The 23,836-nt window shown below is 45.9% G+C and carries 17 protein-coding genes and 2 tRNA genes; 16 read left to right on the plus strand and 3 right to left on the minus strand.

All coding sequences use genetic code 11. The annotated features are described in order from the left end of the window. The first annotated feature begins 8 nt into the window (after positions 1–8). Together AAIH57_RS27680 and AAIH57_RS27685 are read left to right on the plus strand one after the other, a co-directional pair. Positions 9–362 carry a hypothetical protein gene (locus AAIH57_RS27680; RefSeq protein ID WP_175394416.1) on the plus strand — a complete coding sequence of 118 codons (354 nt, stop codon included), beginning with the start codon at positions 9–11 and terminating at the stop codon, positions 360–362. 73 nt (positions 363–435) lie between these two features. Then, entirely contained in the window at positions 436–564 is a 129-nt protein-coding gene (locus AAIH57_RS27685; RefSeq protein WP_281366003.1) for a hypothetical protein, read from the plus strand. A 72-nt stretch (positions 565–636) separates the two neighbouring features. Here AAIH57_RS27685 and AAIH57_RS27690 read toward each other — a convergent pair whose 3' ends face one another. Continuing rightward, a complete protein-coding gene (locus tag AAIH57_RS27690) occupies positions 637–930 on the minus strand; it encodes a DUF4870 domain-containing protein (RefSeq protein WP_175394415.1) in 294 nt (97 codons plus the stop codon). Positions 931–1,201: 271 nt separating this feature from the next. On the opposite strand from AAIH57_RS27690, the gene AAIH57_RS27695 reads away from it, so the two are divergent. From AAIH57_RS27695 to AAIH57_RS27705, 3 genes are all read left to right on the plus strand, one after another. Beyond that, positions 1,202–1,275 (plus strand) — tRNA-Arg (locus tag AAIH57_RS27695). 589 nt (positions 1,276–1,864) lie between these two features. Next, a complete protein-coding gene (locus tag AAIH57_RS27700; protein WP_430023764.1) occupies positions 1,865–2,638 on the plus strand; it encodes a class I SAM-dependent methyltransferase in 774 nt (257 codons plus the stop codon). 380 nt (positions 2,639–3,018) lie between these two features. Further along, positions 3,019–7,551, plus strand: coding sequence for a S8 family serine peptidase (locus AAIH57_RS27705; protein WP_430023765.1), 4,533 nt, complete (start codon positions 3,019–3,021; stop codon positions 7,549–7,551). 95 nt (positions 7,552–7,646) lie between these two features. On the opposite strand, the gene AAIH57_RS27710 is transcribed toward AAIH57_RS27705, so the two are convergent. Further along, positions 7,647–8,882 carry a CynX/NimT family MFS transporter gene (locus AAIH57_RS27710; protein ID WP_430023766.1) on the minus strand — a complete coding sequence of 412 codons (1,236 nt, stop codon included), beginning with the start codon at positions 8,880–8,882 and terminating at the stop codon, positions 7,647–7,649. A gap of 291 nt (positions 8,883–9,173) precedes the next feature. Beyond that, positions 9,174–9,247 (minus strand) — tRNA-Arg (locus tag AAIH57_RS27715). 326 nt (positions 9,248–9,573) lie between these two features. Between AAIH57_RS27715 and AAIH57_RS27720 the strand changes: the two genes are divergently transcribed. The 11 genes from AAIH57_RS27720 to hemA all read left to right on the plus strand — a co-directional run bounded on the left by AAIH57_RS27720 (position 9,574) and on the right by hemA (position 23,830). Beyond that, positions 9,574–10,416 (plus strand): hypothetical protein, encoded by an 843-nt coding sequence (locus AAIH57_RS27720; protein ID WP_246310759.1) that lies wholly within the window; start codon positions 9,574–9,576, stop codon positions 10,414–10,416. A 135-nt stretch (positions 10,417–10,551) separates the two neighbouring features. Then, positions 10,552–11,892 (plus strand): trigger factor, encoded by a 1,341-nt coding sequence (gene tig, locus AAIH57_RS27725; RefSeq protein WP_175394410.1) that lies wholly within the window; start codon positions 10,552–10,554, stop codon positions 11,890–11,892. A 375-nt stretch (positions 11,893–12,267) separates the two neighbouring features. Continuing rightward, entirely contained in the window at positions 12,268–12,858 is a 591-nt protein-coding gene (gene clpP / locus AAIH57_RS27730) for an ATP-dependent Clp endopeptidase proteolytic subunit ClpP (RefSeq protein WP_091001992.1), read from the plus strand. A gap of 12 nt (positions 12,859–12,870) precedes the next feature. Continuing rightward, complete coding sequence (gene clpX, locus AAIH57_RS27735) at positions 12,871–14,124, plus strand: ATP-dependent protease ATP-binding subunit ClpX (RefSeq protein ID WP_063566713.1); 1,254 nt, start codon at positions 12,871–12,873, stop codon at positions 14,122–14,124. Positions 14,125–14,244: 120 nt separating this feature from the next. Continuing rightward, a complete protein-coding gene (gene ispG / locus AAIH57_RS27740; protein WP_175394409.1) occupies positions 14,245–15,342 on the plus strand; it encodes a flavodoxin-dependent (E)-4-hydroxy-3-methylbut-2-enyl-diphosphate synthase in 1,098 nt (365 codons plus the stop codon). Between the two features lie 173 nt (positions 15,343–15,515). After that, a complete protein-coding gene (lonB, locus tag AAIH57_RS27745) occupies positions 15,516–17,273 on the plus strand; it encodes an ATP-dependent protease LonB (RefSeq protein ID WP_175394408.1) in 1,758 nt (585 codons plus the stop codon). An 87-nt stretch (positions 17,274–17,360) separates the two neighbouring features. Continuing rightward, positions 17,361–19,700, plus strand: coding sequence for an endopeptidase La (gene lon / locus AAIH57_RS27750; protein ID WP_175394407.1), 2,340 nt, complete (start codon positions 17,361–17,363; stop codon positions 19,698–19,700). A 160-nt stretch (positions 19,701–19,860) separates the two neighbouring features. Further along, entirely contained in the window at positions 19,861–20,520 is a 660-nt protein-coding gene (yihA, locus tag AAIH57_RS27755; RefSeq protein WP_175394406.1) for a ribosome biogenesis GTP-binding protein YihA/YsxC, read from the plus strand. A gap of 269 nt (positions 20,521–20,789) precedes the next feature. Beyond that, positions 20,790–21,377, plus strand: coding sequence for a non-ribosomal peptide synthetase module (locus AAIH57_RS27760; protein ID WP_175394405.1), 588 nt, complete (start codon positions 20,790–20,792; stop codon positions 21,375–21,377). Positions 21,378–21,715: 338 nt separating this feature from the next. Then, complete coding sequence (gene speD / locus AAIH57_RS27765; RefSeq protein ID WP_175394404.1) at positions 21,716–22,114, plus strand: adenosylmethionine decarboxylase; 399 nt, start codon at positions 21,716–21,718, stop codon at positions 22,112–22,114. Between the two features lie 327 nt (positions 22,115–22,441). Beyond that, the gene (gene hemA, locus AAIH57_RS27770) at positions 22,442–23,830 is read left to right on the plus strand and encodes a glutamyl-tRNA reductase (protein ID WP_430023767.1); all 1,389 of its coding nucleotides are present in this window, start codon (positions 22,442–22,444) and stop codon (positions 23,828–23,830) included. The last annotated feature ends 6 nt before the right edge of the window (positions 23,831–23,836 follow it).

Consider the following 23,836-nt stretch of genomic DNA (forward strand, 5'->3'; position numbering starts at 1 on the left):
CGATAACAATGTATGCAATTCAGGATGCCAAGATCCGCAGATTAACCGAGGTGGATGGATTGTCTTGTGCTGAAGTGGAGGTACAGCCCGCTAATGCAGGAGATCCTTCTTTATTAGTATATGTAGCGGCAACTCAGCCTGGAAGTATGGAAGTGGTTCGCATTGTACGTAACCATTCGGATGCCGTTCTGGACTGGTATAACAACAACATGCATACGGCCTTTGAAGATGCAACGGAAACCGCATTTGAGAACAGTGAAGGTGTAACAGCGGGAGAAGACAAAGCACGGTTCCAAAGTGAGTTGTTTGCGTTTGGTCTGCTCGGTCCGACCCTTCAACGCTATTTAATTGGTCAGGCTTAATAATCAATTCCCAGCATGGATAACGGAGTTAACCCGGAGCATACTACATATAAGTTCCGGGGAGGTGATAGCAATGGCTTCCAAGTTCAAGAAAAACAAAGGAAACCTTTACGCGCATCATACCGAGTTTGCCGGGGAAATGCTTGCCATCAACGGCAAGCGTCCTACGCAGAGAAATCCATGGCGTCGGGGAAACAAGTAACCCGGAATGAAAAACCCGCCGTTTTTAGGAACGGCGGGTTTTTGCATGTAAACTTTTAAAGTGTGTAAGAAGTTACGCATATTCACGAAGCACTTGAATCCCTTTGACCACATTGTATATAAAGCTTAATCCATAAATAACAAAGAACAGGATGACAAACCCGATGGCGCTGCCCAAGCTCTGGGCGGTTATAAAGAAATAAAACATTGGAATGGCGGCAAGAAACGGGAAAACGTGGGAGAACAAAGCTCGTTTGGCATGTCCCTCAATATAGGCGTCTCGTGCGACGATCCAGACAATGATCGGAAACAGAAAAGGAGCGAAGAAAATACTGAAATAGGATAAGGCCGATAAAAGCTGTCTCATAACAATTCTCTCCTTTGTTGAATTCATTCATAGTTATGTATGCAAAAGATTACCCAGTCAGGCTGACATTGAACACTCTTAGACTTTAGGACCCGGCAGTATCAATATTGCCTGCTAATCATGATCATATTCCCTAGGTGACTAACGTATGAAAATAATACGTAAAAGATTGAAACAGGATGCAGTTTATTATTTTTTTTATAAAAGTATTGAAAAATATAGAAAACAGAGTATAATAGAAATCGCGCCAAATTTTTATTTATACATATTTGTCTCAGTAGCTCAGCAGGATAGAGCAACGGCCTTCTAAGCCGTCGGTCGGGGGTTCGAATCCCTCCTGGGACGTTCAAAAGAAGCTTCCTCCGGGAAGCTTCTTTTACGTTCAGGGGATGAGAACCCCAACGGTTCGTCGGAGCATTGTCTTCGATAGCACTACTTCGCAGTCTCGACTGCAAGGAGAGTATCCCTCCTGGGACGTTCAAAAGAAGCTTCCTTCGGGAAGCTTCTTTTACGTTCAGGGGATGAGAACCCCAACGGTTCGTCGAAGCATTGTCTTCGATAGCACTACTTCGCAGTCTCGACTGCAAGGAGAGTTTCCCTCCTGGGAGTACGAACCAGCTTGTAACCGATGAGGAAAGGCAAATTGGTCAGGCGTTTCTGCACATGAAACGGATTGCAGAATCTGAAGGCACAACGCTTCAAGGTGCGACACTTCTCATCGTGTATGTGACGGATATGTACCGCTCAATCAGATTCAGGAGAACTGGGGGTTCAGGTCCATTTTCCGCTTCTTACAATCATCGAGGCAGTTGACTGATGAAAGAATTTGAAAATGATATAGGTTTTACCTATAAAATGAATAGTATTTATATATTTTATTAATAAACGGATTTATGCCACAATAATCCTATCAGACGAAAGGACGGTGGTATAATTGAAATCGATTAACCAATGGCGGGCGGATGAGTACGATCACCAATTGGCTTTTGTATCAGGATACGGCAAAAGTTTAATCTCTTGGCTTCAACCTCAAAAAGGTGAATACATTCTGGATTTGGGCTGCGGCACGGGTGACTTGACGCATGAAATTGCTATGTCACAAGCAGAGGTGGTTGGCATGGATGCATCTCCGGATATGATTCATCGTGCGAGGGAGAAGTTTCGGGATATCGAATTCCTGGAGGGAGACGGACATCGGTTCCAGACAAGCAGGCCTTATGATGCCATCTTCTCCAATGCTGCATTGCACTGGATGAAAAGTCCTGGCCTTGTCATCGAAAGTATATGGAATGCGCTGAAGCCTGGCGGGCGCCTGGTAGCAGAGTTCGGTGGGAAGGGAAATGTACAGACCATTGTGAATGCTTTGGAGGCTGTGCTTGAACGAAAAACAGGAATCGATGCAGCGGATCGCAATCCATGGTACTTTCCAACAATTGGAGAGTATAGCTCCATTTTGGAGGAAAAGGGGTTCCTGGTTCGACAGGCCTACCACTATGACCGTCCTACCCAACTTCAAGATGGGGAACAGGGTATTGAGAGGTGGTTAACTCATTTTGGAGGAGACTATTTTGCGGGTTTAAGTAAGGAACAGATCCAGGAAGTCTGTCTGGAAACGAGTAAAGTAGTTGTACCAAAGCTCTGGAAAGACGATGCGATCTATGCCGATTATAAGCGTTTGCGTGTGGAGGCTGTAAAGCCGGAAAGTTGAAAGAATAATGAAATCTGTTTGTTAAATGAATATCTGATAAACTCCACCTGTAAAATATGATGTCTTTCAAAGACCATGATTCTCTTTTGGGGAAAGAGGAATATGGTCTTTTTTCCTATGGACTATTTTAAATTTCAAATTCTCCATCGACAGATAAATACAAACCTATCTCCCTCTCTTACTCAAGAACCATATAAGTAATTTTTATATCATAATTGTAATTATTTAGAAGGGATATATGGTATTTTAGTAGAATAATTTACCAAGGGTCAATCCTCTTGCGGATAGGATGGTGACGTTATTACAAGTATTGCAGTACTTGATCGGGCAAGGCCCCAGTGATTGGTGAGGTATTCATATTGAGAAGGAGGGGCATAGCCTTGAATAAACGATTGATATCCATGTTATTGAGTGTCCTCATGATTTTCTCCATCGTCATGCCAGCGGCTGGAGCCGCTCCCACAGATGTACTACTTGATAGGAATTTGCTGACCAAGGCTGAAGCCAAGCAGTGGAAAGAAATTCTCGCCCAGCGGGAAGAAAAACTTGCTGCAGAACCACTTTTGGACCAGAGACTGGAAGGTCTAGGTGGAGAGAGTACAAGAGTTATCGTTGAGCTCTCGAACAAACCTGTAGCTGTAGCGCAAGGTGAATCAACCCTCTCAGGAAAGTCTTTTACCTCCTCTATGGAAACAAATGCTGTGACTAAGGTTGAACAACAACAACAGTCATTTGTACATAGCCTCACTCAGAACAAAATCAACCATGAAGTGTTGGAAAATTACGCATATGCCCTAAACGGTGTGGCCATTGAAGTGGATGGAAATCAAATGGGGCAATTGCTTCGCATACCAGGCGTAGTCAGTGTATATCCTGACCTCGAAATTACGTTAGCTCCGGAGAACGATGAAGTTAATCCCTATATGAAAGATACAGCGCCGTTTATTGGTGCCCCGGAAGTATGGGATTTGGGATACAAAGGGGAAGGCATCAAAGTCGGTGTTATTGATACAGGAATCGATTACGAGCACCCGAATCTGAAAGATGCTTACAAGGGTGGTTGGGATTTTGTTGAAAACGATGATGATCCTTATGAAACAACACGTGAGGAGTGGAAAGTGTCTGAACAGCCGGAGTTTAATGCAAACGGAAGTTCCTACTACACATCCCACGGTACTCACGTAGCGGGCACCATCGCTGCTCGCGAGGCTGGAGATTACGGTGTTGTTGGTATTGCTCCCGAAGCCGATATCTATGCTTATCGTGTACTTGGAGCATATGGTAGCGGGCAAACATCGTGGGTGCTTGGCGGAATTGATCGCTCGGTTAAAGATGGTATGGATGTCATCAACCTCTCGCTGGGTAATGATGCAAATGATCCAAGTTACATTACTTCGGTTGCGCTCAACAATGCCATGCTGTCGGGTGTTACTGCAGTTGTAGCAAGTGGTAATGAAGGTCCAAATCGTTATACATTGGGTTCTCCAGGGGCATCGGCCATGGCTATCACTGTAGGTAACTCCACAGGACCTAGTCAGATCATTACGGCCAACACGCATTTTTGGATTGGTGAAGATGGTAAAAATGGTGAAAATGGTGAAGGCACACTACCTGAAGAGCTGCCTGTACCTGAGGTTGAACAATTGCCTGAACTGGGGATTGCGCCAGAGACTGAAGCTCCTGCAATTCCAGAGCAAGGCGTACCGGTGACTACTCCAGATGATGATTCATCTGTAAATGCTCCTGAAGCAGACGTGATAAGTGAAGAGTCTGTATCACGAGGTGAAGGTGCACTACCTTTAGAAGAGCAAGATGAAGCTGAAACCGTGACGTCTCAGGATGCAACTGATCCTAGTACAGAAGAAGTTACACCTGTAGAAGAAGAGGAAACAGCAGCTCCAACCGTAACACAGCCAAACCCACTGACTGTCACAGAATCAGTCTATCGTCTGGACGTGATAGGCTGGAACCTTTCAGCAGATCCTGAAGATGTTCTGATAGGGCAATATGAACTTGAATTTGCCGGGCTCGGGAAACCAACCGACTTCGAAGGCAAGAATTTTGTAGGGAAAGTTGCATTTGTGCAGCGGGGTGAGCTGGCATTTGTGGAGAAGGTAGCCAATGCGAAAGCGGCTGGCGCAGTGGCCGTCATTGTGTATAACAATCTTCCAGGTCTGATTGGTCTAAGCTTGGGTGATAACTTTGAACTTATTCCGACACTCAGTATGTCCAAAGAAGATGGTGAAGGGATCAAGGCTCGGCTGGATGCGGGAGAACTGGTTGAAGTAAGCTTCAGTGATTTTGTCCATGATCAAACGCCTGGAGATGACATGTATGACTCCAGCTCCCGCGGACCTGCCAAAGTAACATTGGATATCAAGCCAGATGTGGTTGCCCCAGGTACAAGCATCTTGTCTACGATTCCTGCCTACGGGAAGGATGAGCCTGGAGCAGATTATGCACAGGCTTATGATCGCAAAACAGGCACGAGTATGGCTACTCCTCATGTAGCAGGACTGATTGCATTACTCATTGAGAAGCATCCGGACTGGACTCCTTTTGATATTAAGGTTGCTCTCATGAACAATACCAAAGTGCTGGATACAGCTCTATATGACGTATTCGATCAAGGCGCTGGCCGCATTCAAGCACTGGAAACGATTGACCCTGAAACTTTTGTTAAAGTCATGGACGTGACGAAATATACCGAGAGCGGCCAGGCAGTCGAAAAGGAAAACATTACAGGTAGCGTCATTTTCGGCAACTTCCTGAGCACAGACGAGAAAACGGTCAGTAAAACGCTCAAGGTGCAGTCGCTTAAAGGAGTAGGCGGGGAATATTCCGTAACGGTCAACCCTACACGTTCTGTAAATGGCGTATCGGTTTCCGTGGATAAAACGTCCTTTGCGTTGAATGGAGAAGAAGAGGTACAGGTGACGATTACGGTGCCAAAAGGCGTGACTACTGTAGGAGAAGCCCAAGGATATCTCCAATTCAGTCATGAAGCAAAAACGTATAGTGTGCCGTACGTGGCTCACTTCAATCTGACAGAATCCGGCATCAAATACATCGAAACGAAGTATGGCAATGAAACGAACCCGTTCCATTATCCATTGAAGGCCGATGGCACGCTGGATACACTCGATGTATTTATGGAATTCCATAACCCAATGAATTTCGCACTTATTGAAATTTTTGACGGTCTTAACCCGGATGGTGGTTTTTATCAGGATGGGTATATTGGATCTATATATGGTGCCAATTATACCTTCAATGCAAATGCGAGATATAAACTTGCCTGGGACGGACAATATGTAGATTATACAACGGAGGAAGAGACAGCTATTCCGGATGGCTTGTATACCGTTGATATCACATCTAGAGGTACTGATGGAAAGACATATCGGGAAGATACCCCTCCATTCTTGGTGAAAACAGAAGCCCCGGTTGTAAAAGTGCCTGAAGAGCTGGAGATACAGCAAACGGGTAAGGATTCTCTTATGGGAACTGTTGAGGATTTGTATATAACGGTTGCTCCTGCTCTTAAAAGTGGATGGGATTATGATCTTGACGTAACCAAATCCCTGAAATCTGGCTATACAGTCATAGATTCAACTGATAAGAAAATTAAAGAAGAAAGTTTTGAGGTAGAATCAGATGGTTCATTTACTATTAGTCTAGGGGAATTGCCAGCAGGAAAATATAGTGTGGAATTCGCTATTGAAGATCTTCAAGGGTTGATTGGAACATCTTCAACCTCTCTGACTGTAAAAAAAGATCCTGATCCGCAAGTGCCTAATCCGGGCACGCCCTCACCAGGAACTGGTTCAGGATCTTCTGGGGGATCAAGCTCTTCATCGTCCTCAACACCAGCACCGGCTTCAACAGTTATTGGTGATGCATCTTTATCTGAAAAGAATGCTGACGGAACTATACAAGCCACAGCGGCACTCTCCGAAACCGTCATCAATACGAAATTGCTGGGTGATGGACAAGAAGTGAAGTTGGATGTTTCCGGTATAGAGTTCGAGAAATACAGTCAAGTGGAACTGACATTAAGTAAGTCTATTGCTGATAAGCTTCAAGCGGCTGGCAAAAACTTAATTATTGAAGGTCAAACGTTTAATGTGTCCATTCCCGCTACTTCTCTAACGGATTTTATAACGTCCAGCGGATTTAGCCTGAAGCTGCATGTATTAGATGAACAAGCGGAAAAGCAGAACGTAAACATTGTTTCACAAATTGTGTCCATCGATCATAATGCAGAAACATTTAAGCACAACATTACCCTTACTTTGAAATATGATGCGAAGTCTGTGAAAGATCCACGAAAAGTCATTGCTTACCACCAAACAACAGAAGATGCATGGCAGCCTGCATCATTGTCCAATGTGTCTCAAAAAGGGCAGTTGGAGTTCAGTGTTACAGAGCAAGGGGCATACGCTGCAGTGGAAAATGACGTAACTTTTGGAGATATTACGGGCCACTGGGCCAAAGATGAAATTGAAGTTATTGCATCTCAGCAAATTGCCAAAGGTATGAGTGCAAGTGTATTTTCACCTAATAGCACCATTACTCATGCAGAATTTGCAACGCTACTCGACCGTATATTTGGAACGGGTATCGATTGGGAAACACGAAGCAAAGAAGCGGGTGCACAGGATCAGTTGACCCGTGAGAAAATGGTCATGATGATCGCAGACGCATTGGAGTTGGAACAAGGGCCGGCATCCATTAGTTTCAAAGATGGAGATCAAATTTCGGATGAAGCGAAATCTGCAGTAGCTTTTGCGGTGGAGAATGGGTTGGTAAAAGGGATGTCAGGCAATCAATTTGCTCCAAAGGCCACATCAACCCGCGCACAGGTATCTGTTATTCTATATCGTCTGCTTGAACATCTAGACAAAATTTAATATCACAATGTGACGTACAACATTAATTGAAGTATATAAAGAGACCTTCCATCAAGGAAGGTCTCTTTATATACTATGGAACGTTATATTTTATCTCACGGAGAGCCAATCAAACGATTCGCGCTGGCCTTCAGACCCATGAGTAGCAATAGGACGGCGAGTGTAACCTGCAGAAGCAATGGAATAGTCCAGCCCTCAGTCCAATCATGGATTAAACCGAATAACAAGGGCCCTCCGGCTGCCAACATATATCCGAACGATTGAGCCATTCCTGATAAACCTGCGGCTTGTCTGGCGTCAGCTGTGCGAAGTACAAAAAACATGGTAACCAGACCAAATGAAGCACCGCCCCCAATGCCAGCGAGAGCAACCCCGATCGTAACCATTGATGAGATACCGCTTAGCAGGAACGCATATCCCAAAATAAGACACATACAGGTAATGGCCGTCAGCATACGCTGATCCTTCATTCGTCCCGCCAGAATAGGAATAATAAACGTTACTGGAACGCTGACCATTTGCATCATGGATAGCATCAAGCCTGCTGAAGAAGGGTTAAAGCCCTGATTAGACAAAATTTCAGGCAGCCATGTAATGGTCGAGTAAAATATCAACGATTGCAATCCCATGAAAAGCGTGATGTACCAAGCGAGAGAAGAGGAGCGAAGCCGAACCGGTTTCTCGGTCTTTCGGGAGGCTACATAAACTTCTCCGCGGCGTCCATTACGAACGTGGGGCAGCCACAAAATGAGAGCCAGGATCGAGAGCACAGCCCACATTCCGAGTGAGGCATGCCAACCCATTGAGGTTAAGCCTGCTGCCGGAACGCTAATTCCAGAAGCTATAGCACCCCATATATTCATGGACACGGAATACAGACCAGTAACGAGTCCTACTCGTAATGGGAAGTCCCGCTTAATTAGACTTGGAAGTAACACATTACTTAGAGCAATCCCGCATCCGAGGATGGCTGTACCTGCAAAAAGTGCAGGGACTGACGGTAAAAAACGGAGGGCTATGCCCAGGGTTACAATAATGATAGCAGTAAGCAGTGCTGCTTCCAGACCAAATCTTTTTGCCAGATGTGGGGCAAACGGAGAAATTGCAGCAAACGCAAGCAAAGGCAGTGATGTAAGCAACCCGGCCATGGTATGGCTTATGCCTGTATCGGAGCGAATCAGTTCAACGATAGGGCCTGTCGCTGTAATCGGTGACCGCATCGTAGCTGCGATGAAGATAATACCCGTAAGAAGAAGCCCGAGTTTCATGGACGATGAGGAGCTGTCCACAACTGCGTGATCAGATGAATGTTGATGTAAAGAAGATGGCATAGGTAAATCTCCTGTTATTTATTTTTTCTAATATGTATACTTTGATACATGCGTATACACAACAAGCATAACATTCGGTGTCAACATCGGACAACGGAGTTGGCTGAAATACACCCCAGAACGCAAAAAAAGCTTCCCGAAGGAAGCTTTTCCTAATACGTCCCAGAAGGGATACTCTCCTGCCAGTCGAGACTGCGTAGTGATGCTAACGAAGACGACGCTCCGACGAACCATAGGGGTTCTCATCCCCAGAACGCAAAAAAAACTTCCCGAAGGAAGCTTTTCTTAATACGTCCCAGAAGGGATTCGAACCCCCGACCGACGGCTTAGAAGGCCGTTGCTCTATCCAGCTGAGCTACTGAGACATGAAATTTTTCAAGCAAAAATGATTTTATCATAAATAAATATGAATATCAAGTGTTTTGTTTTAATATGTTTTTCGTATATGATGTTTGGCGGTAGATGACGTTTTTTTCATTATATTTACGGTTATGTTAGAATATCAGGAGAACTCAGAAAATAGATCGATTTTCGTTTAATATACATCTATTTATGATTGATTCCGATTGGAGATTCAGGATATAGAGGAGGTGCTCCTATCAAGGAATCCACGACCCCGGAAAACGAGCACAGTAACAATATCGTGCTGTTTCCTAAGACGCTGGACTATTACCAGATTCAATTGACTGTCATGCTTGAAAATGAGCGGTATGGTGAAGCAATGAATCTGCTCCGCTTTTTGCTGCAATGCCAGGGGCAGGAAGAGCGCCATTATGATGAATGGCGGGCTTTGCTTGAATGGCTTGAGGCTGCCTTCCCTCATTATGCAGAGGATCCCTCTGTGGTTCAAGATGAACATGAAGAAGAGGAAATCAGTGAGGAAGACATGGCGCGTCAGCATGCCAGGTCCAAGCTGGAGCAGGATAAGGGATACGCGGATAAGCTGCTTCGCACCGTAATGGAGGAACCACTGTCCGAACAAACCATGCTTGCTTTGGAGCAGCTGGCCTATCTGGATATGCCAGAGATAGATGATTCGCTGATTCGCTGGTTGACAGATAAGTCCCTTCACCCGCTGCTGCAGTTCCGAGTGCTGCAAACGCTGCGTCGTCGAGGTACACAGGGCATGATCACCTTCGCAAGAGGAGAAGAACAGGTTGAAGTGGAGATCGATACGGTACCGCTCAGGCCAGAGGATTTCCCGCTTCAGATTGTTCGCATTCTGGAAAGAGTGGCTGATCAGACGGAAGTTCACGAACCGACACTTTTTTATTTTGCACAGGAACTGTGGATTCAGTTTGTGATGGCCGTATATGGAACCCGAGATTATGCTTCCATGCTTGAAGAGAATGATTCCATGACAGACATATGGGCAGCTGCTCTACATATGACCGTTGCAGACAGCCTGGGCGGTTCGCACGACGAAGAAGATACGCGCTCAATGTATGCTGTGACCGGAGCAATGCGCTTCCGTTTGGAGCAGGCATATCGTTCTATGAAGCAGTTTGTTTCAGCTGGTTTGGGAGGCCAATAGAGACCGGAAACGTTTACCTCAAACCGCATCAAGGGATTCCCCTTGAAAAAGAATGTAATCTTGTTTATACTAAAATGGTTATTTTGTACGTGATCGCCTACGTGAACATGTGAATTTTGGAGGGGAAAGTATACAATGAAAGCAACTTGGGAAAAGATAGAGAAGAACCTTGGGGTTCTTGAAGTTGAAGTTGGTGCAGATCGTGTAACTGCAGCACTCGACAAAGCTTTTAATAAAGTAGTAAAACAAGCGAACGTACCTGGATTCCGTAAAGGTAAAGTTCCACGTCCAATCTTCGAAGCTCGTTTCGGTGTAGAAAGCCTGTATCAAGAAGCAATCGACATTTTGCTTCCTGAAGCTTACACAGAAGCTATCGACCAAACGGATATTTTCCCGGTAGATCGTCCGGATGTAGATATCGAACAATTCGCTAAAGGACAAGCGTTCAAGTTCAAAGCGAAAGTAACAGTTAAACCTGAAGTTACCCTGGGTGACTACAAAGGTATTGAAGTTGCTGTAGCTAAAGGCGAAGTAACTGAAGCAGAAGTGACTGAAGAGCTTGAGCGTCTTCAACAACGTCACGCTGAACTCGTTGTAATCGACGAAGCTTCTGCACAAAACGGCGACGTTGCAGTTATCGACTTCGATGGTTCCGTTGATGGCGTACCATTCGAAGGTGGACAAGCTGAGCGTTATTCCTTGGAACTCGGTTCCAATACATTCATTCCAGGCTTTGAAGAGCAAGTTGTGGGTCTGTCCACAGGCGACTTCAAAGACGTGGAAGTGACTTTCCCTGAGAGCTACCATGCAGCAGAACTTGCTGGCAAACAAGCGGTATTCAAAGTGAAAGTACACGAAATCAAACGCAAACAATTGCCAGAATTGGATGATGAGTTTGCAAAAGATGTCAGCGAATTTGATACTCTGGAAGAGTACAAAGCTGACCTGAAAACACAATTGGAATCCCGCAAAGCAGATGAGTTCAAAGCAGCTCAAGAAAATGCGGTTGTAGAAAAAGTGGCTGAAAATGCTGAAGTGGACATCCCTTCTGCAATGGTTGATAGCGAAGTACAAAACATGATGCGTGATTTTGACAACCGTCTGCGCAACCAAGGCATGAACTTGGAAATGTTCCTGAGCTTCTCCGGTCAAACACAAGCTGACCTGAGAGGTCAGATGCAAGATGATGCTTCCAAACGTGTTCGCAACAACCTGGTTCTTGAAGCCGTAGGTAAAGCGGAAAACATCGAAGTTTCTGATGAAGAAGTGAACCAAGAACTCGAAAAAATGGCTGAATCCTACAAGCGTCCTGCTGAAGAGATTCGTGGCATTCTGGAGAGCAATGGTTCCCTGGACAGCCTTCGCGATGAAGTTAAACTGCGCAAAACGATCGATGTTCTCGTTGAGAACAGCAAAGTTGTAGAGCCAGTTGAAGCTCCTGCTGAAGAAGCTGCTGCAGAATCTGACGAAAAATAAGACAAGCTGTGAAGTAACATACAGCTGAATAAACGATAAGGCACGTGAATCATTGCGTGCCTTATTTTTAAATTATGGCATCCATTTTATAGATGATTCAGTAATAATATGGATGGTTATTATGATGGATAGGGATATACATTTTGCCCTCCTATGTACACCATGCAAATAAAATAAGGTTAAACGGCATAGGAATCCTTCGATTTGCACATACATAGAAAACATGGTTAAATATGATCAGGCTAAAAAGTAAACTAACTTATGCTTGACACCACTTGTGAAAAATGACATTGTCACAGGAACGTGTTAGAATGAATTTGGGTTTGCTTTACAGGTAGCCTATGTCTAAATACATGTAGAAAAGAGGTTGGTCTCATGAGTCTGGTGCCAATGGTTGTGGAACAAACCAATCGAGGCGAACGGTCTTACGATATATATTCGCGTTTGCTGAAGGATCGCATTATTTTTCTAACCAGTGCGATTGATGACGATGTAGCCAATCTTGTCATAGCACAGCTTTTGTTTTTGGCAGCCGACGATCCTGAGAAGGATATCAGCTTGTACATTAATTCACCTGGTGGTTCTGTCACCGCAGGGATGGGTATATACGATACGATGCAATACATCAAGCCGGATGTATCTACCATTTGCGTAGGAATGGCAGCTAGCATGGGCTCGTTGTTGTTAACAGCCGGTGCACCTGGCAAACGATACGCGCTCACCAACAGCGAAGTGATGATTCATCAACCGCTTGGCGGCGTTCAGGGACAGGCTGCAGACATTAAAATTCACGCAGAATGGATTATTAAAACACGTCAGAAACTGAATCAAATATACGTCGATCGTACAGGTCAACCCCTTGAGAAAATTGAGCGGGATACAGACCGTGACTTTTTCATGAGTGCGGAAGAAGCCAAAGCGTACGGCATTATTGACCAGGTGCTCAGCAGACCGATCAATTCCTAAAGGGGTGGTTTCATGTTTAAATTTAACGATGAGAAAGGGCAGCTGAAATGCTCTTTTTGCGGTAAATCTCAAGAACAGGTGCGCAAGCTGGTCGCTGGACCAGGCGTTTACATTTGTGATGAATGTATCGAACTTTGTACCGAAATCGTTGAGGAAGAGCTCGGTCATGACGAAGAACTGGACCTCAAAGATATACCGAAACCAAAAGAAATCCGCGACATTCTGGATCAATACGTCATTGGACAGGATCAGGCGAAAAAGTCTTTGTCTGTAGCGGTTTACAATCACTATAAACGGATCAATACTCAGAGCAAGATTGAGGACGTTGAATTGCAAAAGAGTAACATTTTGCTTCTCGGACCTACTGGTTCCGGTAAAACGTTGCTTGCGCAAACCATGGCTAAAATTCTCAATGTTCCATTTGCTATTGCGGACGCGACTTCATTAACGGAAGCTGGTTATGTCGGCGAAGATGTAGAGAACATTCTGCTCAAGCTGATTCAAGCTGCTGATTATGACGTTGAAAAAGCAGAGCGCGGTATCATTTATATCGATGAAATTGACAAAGTAGCCCGTAAATCCGAAAATCCGTCCATTACACGCGACGTATCGGGTGAAGGGGTACAACAAGCGTTGCTGAAAATTCTGGAAGGAACTGTGGCATCTGTACCACCACAAGGTGGCCGCAAGCATCCACATCAAGAATTCATCCAGATTGATACAACGAATATCCTGTTCATTTGTGGCGGTGCCTTTGATGGTCTGGAGCAAATGATCAAACGCCGGATCGGTAAAAAAGTCATCGGCTTTAACACCGTTGCGGAACAAAAAGATCTCAAACCAGGTGAATACCTCGGTATGGTTCTGCCGGAAGACTTGTTGAAATTTGGTCTCATTCCGGAATTCGTAGGCCGTCTTCCAGTTATCTCTACTTTGGAGCCTTTGGATGAAGATACATTGGTACGGATTCTTTCCGAACCAAAAAACGCGCTTACAAAACAGTACCAAAAGCTGCTTGAGCTGGACAATGTGAACCTGGTATTTGAACCAGGAGCATTGCTCGCGATTGCGAAGGAAGCGATCAAGCGTAACACGGGTGCCCGTGGATTGCGTGCGATCATTGAAGGCATCATGCTTGAAATCATGTATGAAGTGCCTTCGCGTGATGATGTTACGAACTGTGTGATTACCGAAGAAGTCGTTGAGAAAAGAGTTGTGCCTGAACTGAGCCAATCGAAGGACGATAAGCAGGAAGAGAGTGCCTAACCAAGGCATGAATCCTGTTCAGCTCTGAAATATAGACTTGTCAGTTCTCCACTTTGGCAGAAGGCGAATTCATGTCTCTGTCAGGGTGGAGCTTTGACGTTGTGGGGAGAGAAATCACTCATGTATTTAAGACAAGATACACGTCCCGTAAAAGTGGGGAACTTAACGATTGGTGGCAGCAACGAAGTCATTATCCAGAGTATGTGTACTACAAAAACGGCAGACGTTGAGGCGACCGTTGCAGAGATTTTGCGGCTGGAAGAAGCAGGATGCCAAATAGTACGTGTAACCGTGAATAATGAGGAAGCTGCCGCAGCCATTAAGGAAATCAAAAAACGTATCCACATCCCGCTTGTAGCGGATATTCACTTTAACTATAAGCTTGCTCTTCTTGCGATTGAGAACGGCATCGATAAAGTCCGGATCAATCCCGGAAATATCGGTAAACGTGCCAAAGTGGAAGAAGTCGTCAAAGCATGTAAAGAACGCGGTATTCCGATTCGGATCGGGGTAAATGCAGGTTCTCTTGAAAACCATTTGCTTGAGAAGTACGGATATCCTACGGCTGATGCTATGGTAGAAAGTGCATTGTATCACATTGGTATTCTGGAAGAACTGGATTTCCATGATATTATCGTTTCTCTCAAAGCATCGGATGTACCGATGGCGATTGAAGCGTACACCAAAGCAGCTCAAATCATTAAATATCCGCTGCATCTGGGGATTACGGAAGCTGGTACATTGTTCTCGGGAACCATTAAAAGCTCTGCCGGTATGGGGGCTTTGCTGTCCATGGGTATTGGTTCAACGATGCGAATCTCGCTTAGCGCAGATCCGGTGGAGGAGATCAAGGTTGCCCGCGATTTGCTCAAAACTTTTGGCTTGATCTCCAATGCAGCTACACTGATTTCCTGCCCAACATGTGGACGTCTGGACATCGATCTGTTCTCCATTGCCAACGAAGTGGAAGAGTACATCTCCAAACTCAAGGTGCCGATTAAAGTGTCTGTACTCGGTTGTGCGGTGAATGGTCCAGGTGAGGCCAAAGAAGCGGATATCGGGATTGCTGGTGCTCGCGGAGAAGGTCTCTTGTTCCGGCACGGTAAGATGATCCGTAAGGTGCCTGAAGAAATCATGGTTGAGGAATTGAAAAAGGAAATCGATAAAATCGTCGAAACCTATGAAACGACAGGTGTAATTCCTGGTCGCTCGCACTGATTGATTCATATATGCTTCGAAGAGAGCCCGTCAGCAATGACGGGCTCTTGGTGTCTTCACATCCACAACAAATTCCGACTGGACCGTTTACCTGTTCGTGAAACGGCTATACTACCATGTATTAGCATGATTCCGTAAGGGAACAGGACAGAAGAACAGGAGGATGTTGAGATATGGGTGATTTAGGCATGGTCTTCATGTTGATACAGTTATTTTTTGGTGTGGTGATCGGTTTGTATTTCTGGAATCTGCTTCGAGGACAGAAAACAAACCGCAGCGCAGTCGAGCGTGAATCCCGCAAAGAACTGGAGAAGCTGCGCAAATTGCGTTCTATCTCACTCACCAAACCGCTCGCAGAGAAGACGCGGCCGGCTACCATCAATGATATCGTAGGGCAAAAGGACGGCCTGCGTGCCCTCAAGGCTGCTTTGTGCAGTGCCAATCCACAGCACGTCATTATTTACGGGCCTCCAGGGGTAGGTAAGACAGCGGCCGCTAGGGTGGTTTTGGAAGAAGCCAAAAAAAATCCATCCTCGCCTTTCAAGCCGGATGCGAAGTTTACGGAGCTGGATGCGACGACAGCTCGTTTTGATGAGCGGGGTATTGCCGATCCTTTAATCGGTTCTGTACATGATCCGATATATCAGGGAGCGGGTGCCATGGGGGTTGCGGGTATTCCTCAACCGAAACCGGGAGCCGTGACCAAAGCGCATGGTGGCATGTTATTTATCGATGAGATCGGTGAATTGCATTCCATTCAGATGAATAAATTGTTGAAAGTGCTGGAGGATCGCAAGGTCTTTTTGGAAAGTGCGTACTATAACTCGGAAGACACGCATACTCCTGCTTATATCCACGATATTTTTCAAAATGGCCTGCCGGCTGATTTCCGTCTTGTCGGAGCGACGACTCGTTCGCCTCATGAACTGCCTCCAGCGCTCCGTTCACGGTGCATGGAAGTATACTTCAGACCATTGCTGCCGGAAGAAATCGGGAAGATTGCTGAAGACGCTGTGCAGAAAATTGGCTTCAGTCCTTGTCCGGATGCTGTTGAAGTGGTTAAGCGATATGCCACGAATGGGCGCGAGGCGGTAAATATTATTCAGCTGGCTGCCGGACTGGCACTCACCGAAAAAAGGGAGACCCTTCAGGCCTCGGATGTCGAATGGGTGGCTGGCAGCAGCCAAATTCAACCACGGCCGGATCGCAAGGTGCCTTTGCACCCGCAGGTCGGTTTTGTTAATGGCTTGGCCGTATACGGTCCGAATATGGGCACCATTCTTGAGATCGAAGTTTCTGCAGTGCCTGCACTCAAAGATCAGGGCCGAATTAATATTACAGGCGTTGTGGATGAGGAAGAGATTGGAGGCGGTTCGCGTACACTCCGGAGAAAAAGCATGGCCAAAGGCTCGGTTGAAAATGTAATGACTGTATTAAAAGCCATGGGTATCCGTCCGAATGATTATGATTTGCATATCAATTTTCCGGGAGGAACGCCGATTGATGGCCCATCGGCTGGTATTGCCATGGCCACGGCGATTACCTCTGCCATTCAGGGGCGCCCTGTAGATCACGAGACTGCGATGACTGGTGAGGTCAGCATTCATGGCCGAGTGAAGCCGATCGGTGGCGTGCTTGCCAAAGTAGAGGCTGCATTTCAGGCGGGAGCGAAGACCGTTATTATTCCAGCAGAGAACTGGCAATCCATTTTTGAGAATCTGGATGGCTTGCGTGTCATTCCGGTAGATACGGTACAGGATGTTTTCCGCGAGGTATTTGCCTGGGTTCCTGATTCGGGGCAGATGGAACAAACAAAGCAGGCGGAGGAGTCAGCAACACCCGCTGCAGAAATTTTCCCTCCCGCATCTGCTTCATATTTGCGTGCTGATTTACCCCGTCCGGGACAGGTTACGGATTCGGGAAGCTGCTAAGAGCTTCCCTTCAATTGGTTTTTTATGTGAACATTTGATAGAATAATGAATGACTACAACCTGAGAGCCATTGGAGGTGCGAAAGCGATGGGACCGAGCAAAGTGAAAGGTCGTCGTTTTCCTTTACTGCCTTTAAGAGGACTTCTCGTCTACCCGAGTATGGTACTGCATCTCGATGTGGGCCGGGAGAAATCGGTCAAGGCTTTAGAAAAAGCGATGGTAGAAGAACATCTGATTCTCCTATGTTCCCAAGCCGAAGTGAATATTGAAGAACCAACACAAGAAGACATTTTCAGAATCGGAACCGTAGCCAAGGTCAGACAGATGCTGAAGCTTCCAAACGGAACGATTCGTGTTCTCGTGGAAGGCTTGGAACGGGCTGAAATCATTGAATATACGGACAACGAGGAATATTACGAAGTACTGGCAAAAGAACTGCCTGAAGAGGAGAACAGTCATCCAGAGACGGATGCCCTGATGCGTACGGTTCTGAACCAGTTCGAAAATTATATTAATCTGTCCAAAAAGGTAACACCCGAGACACTTGCTGCTGTGTCGGATATTGAGGAACCTGGGCGACTGGCTGATGTGATCACGAGCCACCTTTCCCTGAAAATCAAGGATAAACAGGAGATCCTGGAAACCATTGATGTTCGTGAACGTCTGGAGAAACTTCTCGACATTCTCAACAACGAGCGGGAAGTGCTGGAGCTTGAACGCAAAATCAGCCAACGCGTGAAGAAACAGATGGAGAAGACCCAGAAGGAATACTATCTGCGCGAGCAGATGAAGGCCATTCAAAAAGAACTGGGTGAAAAAGAAGGCCGTGCAGGTGAGGTCGAAGAACTCCGTAATCAAATGGAGACCCTCGGCTTGCCGGACAAGGTCAAGGAAAAGGTCGAGAAAGAAATTGATCGACTGGAAAAAATGCCAGCAAGCTCTGCGGAAGGCGGAGTCATTCGCAACTATGTGGATTGGCTGCTGGCTCTGCCTTGGAGTCAGATGACAGAGGACGACCTGGATATTCAGAAAGCGGAAGATGTGCTGAATGCCGATCATTACGGATTGGAAAAGCCGAAAGAGCGTGTACTTGAATACCTGGCTGTCCAGAAGCTCGTCAAAAAGCTCAAAGGGCCCATTCTCTGTCTGGTCGGGCCTCCGGGTGTCGGTAAGACATCGCTTGCCCGCTCCATTGCCAGATCATTGGGCCGGGAATTTGTGCGAATTTCTCTGGGTGGTGTTCGGGATGAAGCGGAGATCCGTGGACATCGGCGTACCTATGTGGGAGCAATGCCTGGGCGGATTATCCAGGGAATGAAAACGGCAGGTTCGCTTAACCCCGTTTTCCTGCTGGACGAGATCGACAAGATGGCTTCCGACTTCCGTGGAGATCCTTCTGCAGCGCTGCTTGAGGTGCTCGATCCTGAACAGAACAGCACGTTCAGCGATCACTTTGTGGAAGTACCTTTTGACTTATCCAATGTCATGTTCGTTACAACCGCCAATACGGTGCACAACATTCCTCGTCCGCTTCTGGACCGGATGGAAATGCTCAACATTCCAGGGTATACCGAGATCGAGAAACTGCAGATTGCCAAAAACTATCTGCTGCCGAAGCAAAAGCGCGATCATGGTCTGGAAGATGAGCAGCTGGAGATTGGGGACGACAGCTTGCTTCGTGTCATTCGTGAATATACCCGCGAGTCCGGTGTGCGGAATCTGGAGCAGCAAATGGCTTCGTTGTGCCGGAAGGCGGCCAAAAATATCGTTTCTGGTGTGGAAGGCCAAATTAATATTGCGCCGGATGAAATCAAGGATTATCTTGGACCAGGCAAGTTCCGTTACGGTATGGCTGAACTGGAAGATCAGATTGGTACAGTAACCGGGCTCGCTTGGACTGAAGTTGGCGGGGATACTCTCGTCATCGAGGTCACGGTTGTCCCTGGAACAGGAAAACTGACATTAACGGGTAAACTGGGCGATGTCATGAAAGAATCCGCTCAGGCCGCATTCAGCTACACCCGATCCAAAGCGGCACAACTAGGAATTCCAGCTGACTTCCATGAGAAGAATGATATTCATATCCACGTACCCGAAGGTGCTATTCCTAAGGATGGTCCATCTGCTGGGATTACGATGGCTACCGCTTTGATTTCTGCATTGACGAACAAACATGTCTCCAAAGACATTGCGATGACTGGCGAGATCACTCTGCGTGGTCGCGTGCTTCCCATCGGCGGTCTGAAGGAAAAATCACTGGCCGCTCACCGCGCCGGTTATAAAAAAATATTATTGCCCAAGGATAACGAACGGGACCTGCGGGACATTCCGGATAGCATCAAGGAAGATGTGGAATTTGTCCCTGTAGCCCATATGGATCAGGTGCTGCAGCATGCACTCGTGGAACAGACAGGTATTCATCTGTAGATCCGGTTAGCCAAGGGAGCGTATGAAGAAAAAACCGTTCTGCGGAGCTTCGGCGTCCGCCCGAACGGTTTTTTTGGTATGATAGAACAATGATCCAAGGCATAATACCTTCATCAGCTTCAAATGCAAGAACATGAGATCCAGAGAGGACAGATATATTATGAAAGTAAACCAATCCGAATTTATTATCAGTGCCGTTCGGCCTGAACAATATCCTGATGACGGTCTGCCGGAGATCGCTTTGGCGGGGCGCTCCAATGTCGGCAAATCATCCCTGATTAATCGCTTGATTAACCGCAAGAATCTGGCACGCACAAGTTCGACACCAGGTAAAACTCAGCAACTGAACTACTATAAAATTAACCAGGATCTATACTTCGTGGATTTCCCGGGTTATGGTTACGCCAAAGTCTCCAAAGAGCAGCGTTTTGCCTGGGGTAAAATGATGGAAAAATACTTATTGGGACGTAAAGAATTGAAACTTGTTATGCAGATGGTGGATATGAGGCATGAACCATCCAAGGATGACAAGATGATGAATGAATGGCTTCGCCATCACGGATTGCCTTTGGTTGTGGTAGCAACCAAAATGGACAAGATTCCAAAGACACGCAGAGCGAAGCATATTAAAGTCATCAAGCAAGCGCTGGATCTTCGTTCAGGGGATCTGTTTGTACCATTTTCATCAGAAGAAGGATTGGGTAAAGAAGAGTTATGGGACATCATTACCCGCCATGCCCGCATAGATAAGTATGCACCCGAAGTGTTGGATGCAGAGGGTTATCCAGAAGAGGAAGAAAACACCGAAATTAACGGATGATATAGAGATTGCTCCATTTTAATGCGGGAAAGTGAGTAACCTGGGTGAATCCTGGATGAGATCATGAATTAATCCGTATTTTTATGGATTTTCGTGAGAATTTATCGTTTCGTTCTGGAGCAAAATGGTTTTGTGGTGGTGTATAATGAGCTTAGGTGCATTCGTGCTACAGGAACCAAAAATACCGGCCTTGCCGGCCTGAAGAGTTTTGAGATCACTGCCATGAGCAGGAAGGCAAAACAATCCGGGAAAGAATTGAGGAGATTTGTATGGCTCAGCGGTTAGCCACAGAGTATGTTAAAGCCACTTTGAAATTGTCGGAACCCCAGATGCATCAGTTTTTGCGCATGTCAGAGGATGGCCGGATTCATCACCGAGTGAAGGTGCTGGATAACGGTTGCCAGGAGATTGTGCTTGAGGATGTAAGTGGAGAGGAAGTTCATTTCCCGTTTGACCGTCAGGAAGGGTTTTACATCTGTGAATTGTCTTGCCGGCTGGTAAACCATCATCTGACCAACGTTGTGCGGAAATTGTTCATGACCTTTAAGGGAGACGGTGTCGTCCATCGGATTTATGAAGATTTCATTATGACGTATGTTTATGCTCAAGGCTCTGTCCGTAAAATCGTAGAGAAGAACGGGGAGAATACGCGCCTCATCTACGAATACAAAAATACGTTGCTCGAATTGCAGCGAGTGTTCCAGGCTCGGGATGTTGAACGTGAAATTAACCGGGTATACGCAGAGGTCGACACACTTCTGGACACAAGGAATCATACTTCAGTTCCTGAAGAACTTCATCAGATTGATGAAAGGCTTGCTCAACATCAAAAACGACTCTTCGAACTTGAAGCTTAAATAACCTGGAGATGCAGGTTATACAGGTATAAATGTGAATCAATCCCCTTATCGATTCTGATTGCAGGCACTTGCCGGTTCAGCGTCCGAAGGGGATTTTTTTGTGATGAAGATGTCCAACTTGGATGGCAATTATTTATTTTTTTAACTGTAAAAAAAGGGTTGCATTCCTTTTAAATAGATGTTATTTTTAATCTCGTTGAAAAGAATATAGGAACCAGGATTCACTCAGGACATTATATGTTGCGAGAGATTATTCCCTCGGGAAGTGAATGACGTAGGTCCTAGCGGATGAAATTTTTTCAAACATTTTATTCCTAGGAAGGGGGAACCGAAGGATGGAATATTCAACTTTCGGAAGACACGTTGCTGTTGACGCTTGGGGTGTCGACTTTGATCTACTGAACAGTGCTGAGTATTTGCAAGCCCAAATGGTTGAAGCAGCGGAGGCATGTGGCGCGACAGTAATGTCCGTACAATCCAAGCAGTTTGAACCACAAGGAGCGACAGTGCTTGTACTGCTGTCAGAGAGCCATCTCTCCATTCATACGTATCCTGAGAGAGGGTTTGCGGCGATCGACTGCTACACTTGTGGAGAAACGGTTGACCCACAACTGGCCATTGACTACCTGGTATCCGTTTTGAAACCGGAAAAAACATACGCCAAGAAATTGGTACGTGGATTGGGCGAATTGCAGGTTGAAACACCAGAAATGCAACCTATCGAACTGGTATAACTGTTTTAGACACACATCATGAACAATGTTCACATATTGGGATGAACGAAGATTAGTCCCCAACTCATAATGGTCATGGAATTATTCCATGGCTATTTGTTTTAATATCCGAAGAAATGGATTTGCACGCATAACGGTGAAGATTGGTGAGACACTACAATAAATGACAATGCATAAGATGATCTACATGGGGATTTCATAAACATTTCATAAAAATGGCCCGGACCCGGTCGTGATGTGTGATATAATTAACCATGTCAAGCATAAATGGATGGAGATATGTAGAAAACACTTTGATTGGAAATTTATTAGGCAGGTGAACTTGCAATGCACATCGTTGTAGTTGGTTTGAATTATCGCACGGCGCCTGTAGAGGTTAGGGAACGATTCACATTTGCAGAAAAGGACTTGTCTGAAGCGCTGCAGCAGCTCAAGCTGACCAAGAGTGTATTGGAAGGTGTAATCGTAGCCACATGTAACCGTACCGAGTTGTATGTTGTGGTGGACCGTCTTCACATGTGTGGTTATTTTATTCGTACGTTTATGGAACAATGGTTTAATGTTCCGCGGGAAGAATTTACGCAACACTTATATATATATGAAGATGATCAAGCCATTCGCCATTTGTTCCGTGTGATTTGCGGACTGGATTCAATGGTGATTGGGGAAACACAGATTCTTGGACAGGTGAAACAAGCCTTTTTCACTGCCCAGGAAGAGAAATCGACAGGCACCTGGTTTAACATGCTGTTTAAACAGGCGGTAACCCTGGGCAAGAGGGCACATTCGGAGACTTCAATTGGAGAGAGTGCGGTATCGGTCAGTTACGCAGCTGTTGAATTGGGGAAACGCATTTTTGGCATGTTCACGGATAAGAAAGTTCTGATTCTTGGAGCGGGCAAAATGAGCGAACTGACCGTCAAGCATCTTTACGCCAATGGCGCCTCAGAGGTCATTGTAGCGAACCGGACACTTGCAAGAGCTCAGGAGCTGGCAGCCAAGTTTAAGGGAACCCCTTGTACGATGGAGCAAGCCTTGGACAGACTGAATGAGGTTGATATCGTCATCAGCTCTACTGGGGCAGAACGGTATGTTCTGGATGCTTCTGTTGTTAGGGAGAGCATGAAGCGGCGTCAATCGCGTCCGTTATTCCTGATCGATATTGCAGTTCCGCGTGACATTGATCCGGCCATTGGAGAGTTATCCAACGTATTTCTCTATGATATTGATGATCTGGAAGGAATCGTGGAGAGCAATCTGGAGATGCGCAAGGTAGAAGCGGCTAAGATTGAAAAAATGATTGAACTGGAGATGGAAGACTACTATCACTGGCTCAAAACCTTGGGCGTTCGCCCGGTCATTCGGGCATTGCAGGAGAAGGGGGCTTCCATTCATGAAGAAACGATGGAAAGTCTCTTTAATAAACTGCCAGAATTGGACGAACATCAACGCAAGGTCATTCGTCGATTAACCAAAAGCATCGTGAATCAAATGACCACAGATCCGATTAACCGGATTAAGGAAATGGCAGGCGCGAAGCATGGTGATGAAGCTTTGCGCATGTTCACTCAAATTTTTGCCCTGGAGGATGCAGTGGAGACAGCCGCAGAAAAAGTAAACCAAAGCGATGCCTCGGCCTTGGGAAAACCGGCTGCTGTTCATCTTAAAGACAACCGGCAAGAGGCTATGCCGGCTTACGCTCCGGCTAGTGTATAAGGGCGG

Source organism: Paenibacillus sp. MABNR03, from assembly GCF_050455445.1.
GTDB classification, from domain to species: domain Bacteria; phylum Bacillota; class Bacilli; order Paenibacillales; family Paenibacillaceae; genus Paenibacillus; species Paenibacillus xylanilyticus.

What these genes read in the sequence shown, in the direction of transcription:
- AAIH57_RS27760 (WP_175394405.1), top strand. Translation starts at nt 20,790, where the DNA reads ATGGCTCAGCGGTTAGCCACAGAGTATGTTAAAGCCACTTTGAAATTG.
- lon (WP_175394407.1), top strand. Translation starts at nt 17,361, where the DNA reads ATGGGACCGAGCAAAGTGAAAGGTCGTCGTTTTCCTTTACTGCCTTTA.
- clpP (WP_091001992.1), top strand. Translation starts at nt 12,268, where the DNA reads ATGAGTCTGGTGCCAATGGTTGTGGAACAAACCAATCGAGGCGAACGG.
- AAIH57_RS27680 (WP_175394416.1), top strand. Translation starts at nt 9, where the DNA reads ATGTATGCAATTCAGGATGCCAAGATCCGCAGATTAACCGAGGTGGAT.
- AAIH57_RS27710 (WP_430023766.1), bottom strand. Translation starts at nt 8,882, where the DNA reads ATGCCATCTTCTTTACATCAACATTCATCTGATCACGCAGTTGTGGAC.
- tig (WP_175394410.1), top strand. Translation starts at nt 10,552, where the DNA reads ATGAAAGCAACTTGGGAAAAGATAGAGAAGAACCTTGGGGTTCTTGAA.
- AAIH57_RS27720 (WP_246310759.1), top strand. Translation starts at nt 9,574, where the DNA reads ATGCTTGAAAATGAGCGGTATGGTGAAGCAATGAATCTGCTCCGCTTT.
- clpX (WP_063566713.1), top strand. Translation starts at nt 12,871, where the DNA reads ATGTTTAAATTTAACGATGAGAAAGGGCAGCTGAAATGCTCTTTTTGC.
- AAIH57_RS27685 (WP_281366003.1), top strand. Translation starts at nt 436, where the DNA reads ATGGCTTCCAAGTTCAAGAAAAACAAAGGAAACCTTTACGCGCATCAT.
- hemA (WP_430023767.1), top strand. Translation starts at nt 22,442, where the DNA reads ATGCACATCGTTGTAGTTGGTTTGAATTATCGCACGGCGCCTGTAGAG.
- ispG (WP_175394409.1), top strand. Translation starts at nt 14,245, where the DNA reads ATGTATTTAAGACAAGATACACGTCCCGTAAAAGTGGGGAACTTAACG.
- speD (WP_175394404.1), top strand. Translation starts at nt 21,716, where the DNA reads ATGGAATATTCAACTTTCGGAAGACACGTTGCTGTTGACGCTTGGGGT.
- AAIH57_RS27690 (WP_175394415.1), bottom strand. Translation starts at nt 930, where the DNA reads ATGAGACAGCTTTTATCGGCCTTATCCTATTTCAGTATTTTCTTCGCT.
- yihA (WP_175394406.1), top strand. Translation starts at nt 19,861, where the DNA reads ATGAAAGTAAACCAATCCGAATTTATTATCAGTGCCGTTCGGCCTGAA.
- lonB (WP_175394408.1), top strand. Translation starts at nt 15,516, where the DNA reads ATGGGTGATTTAGGCATGGTCTTCATGTTGATACAGTTATTTTTTGGT.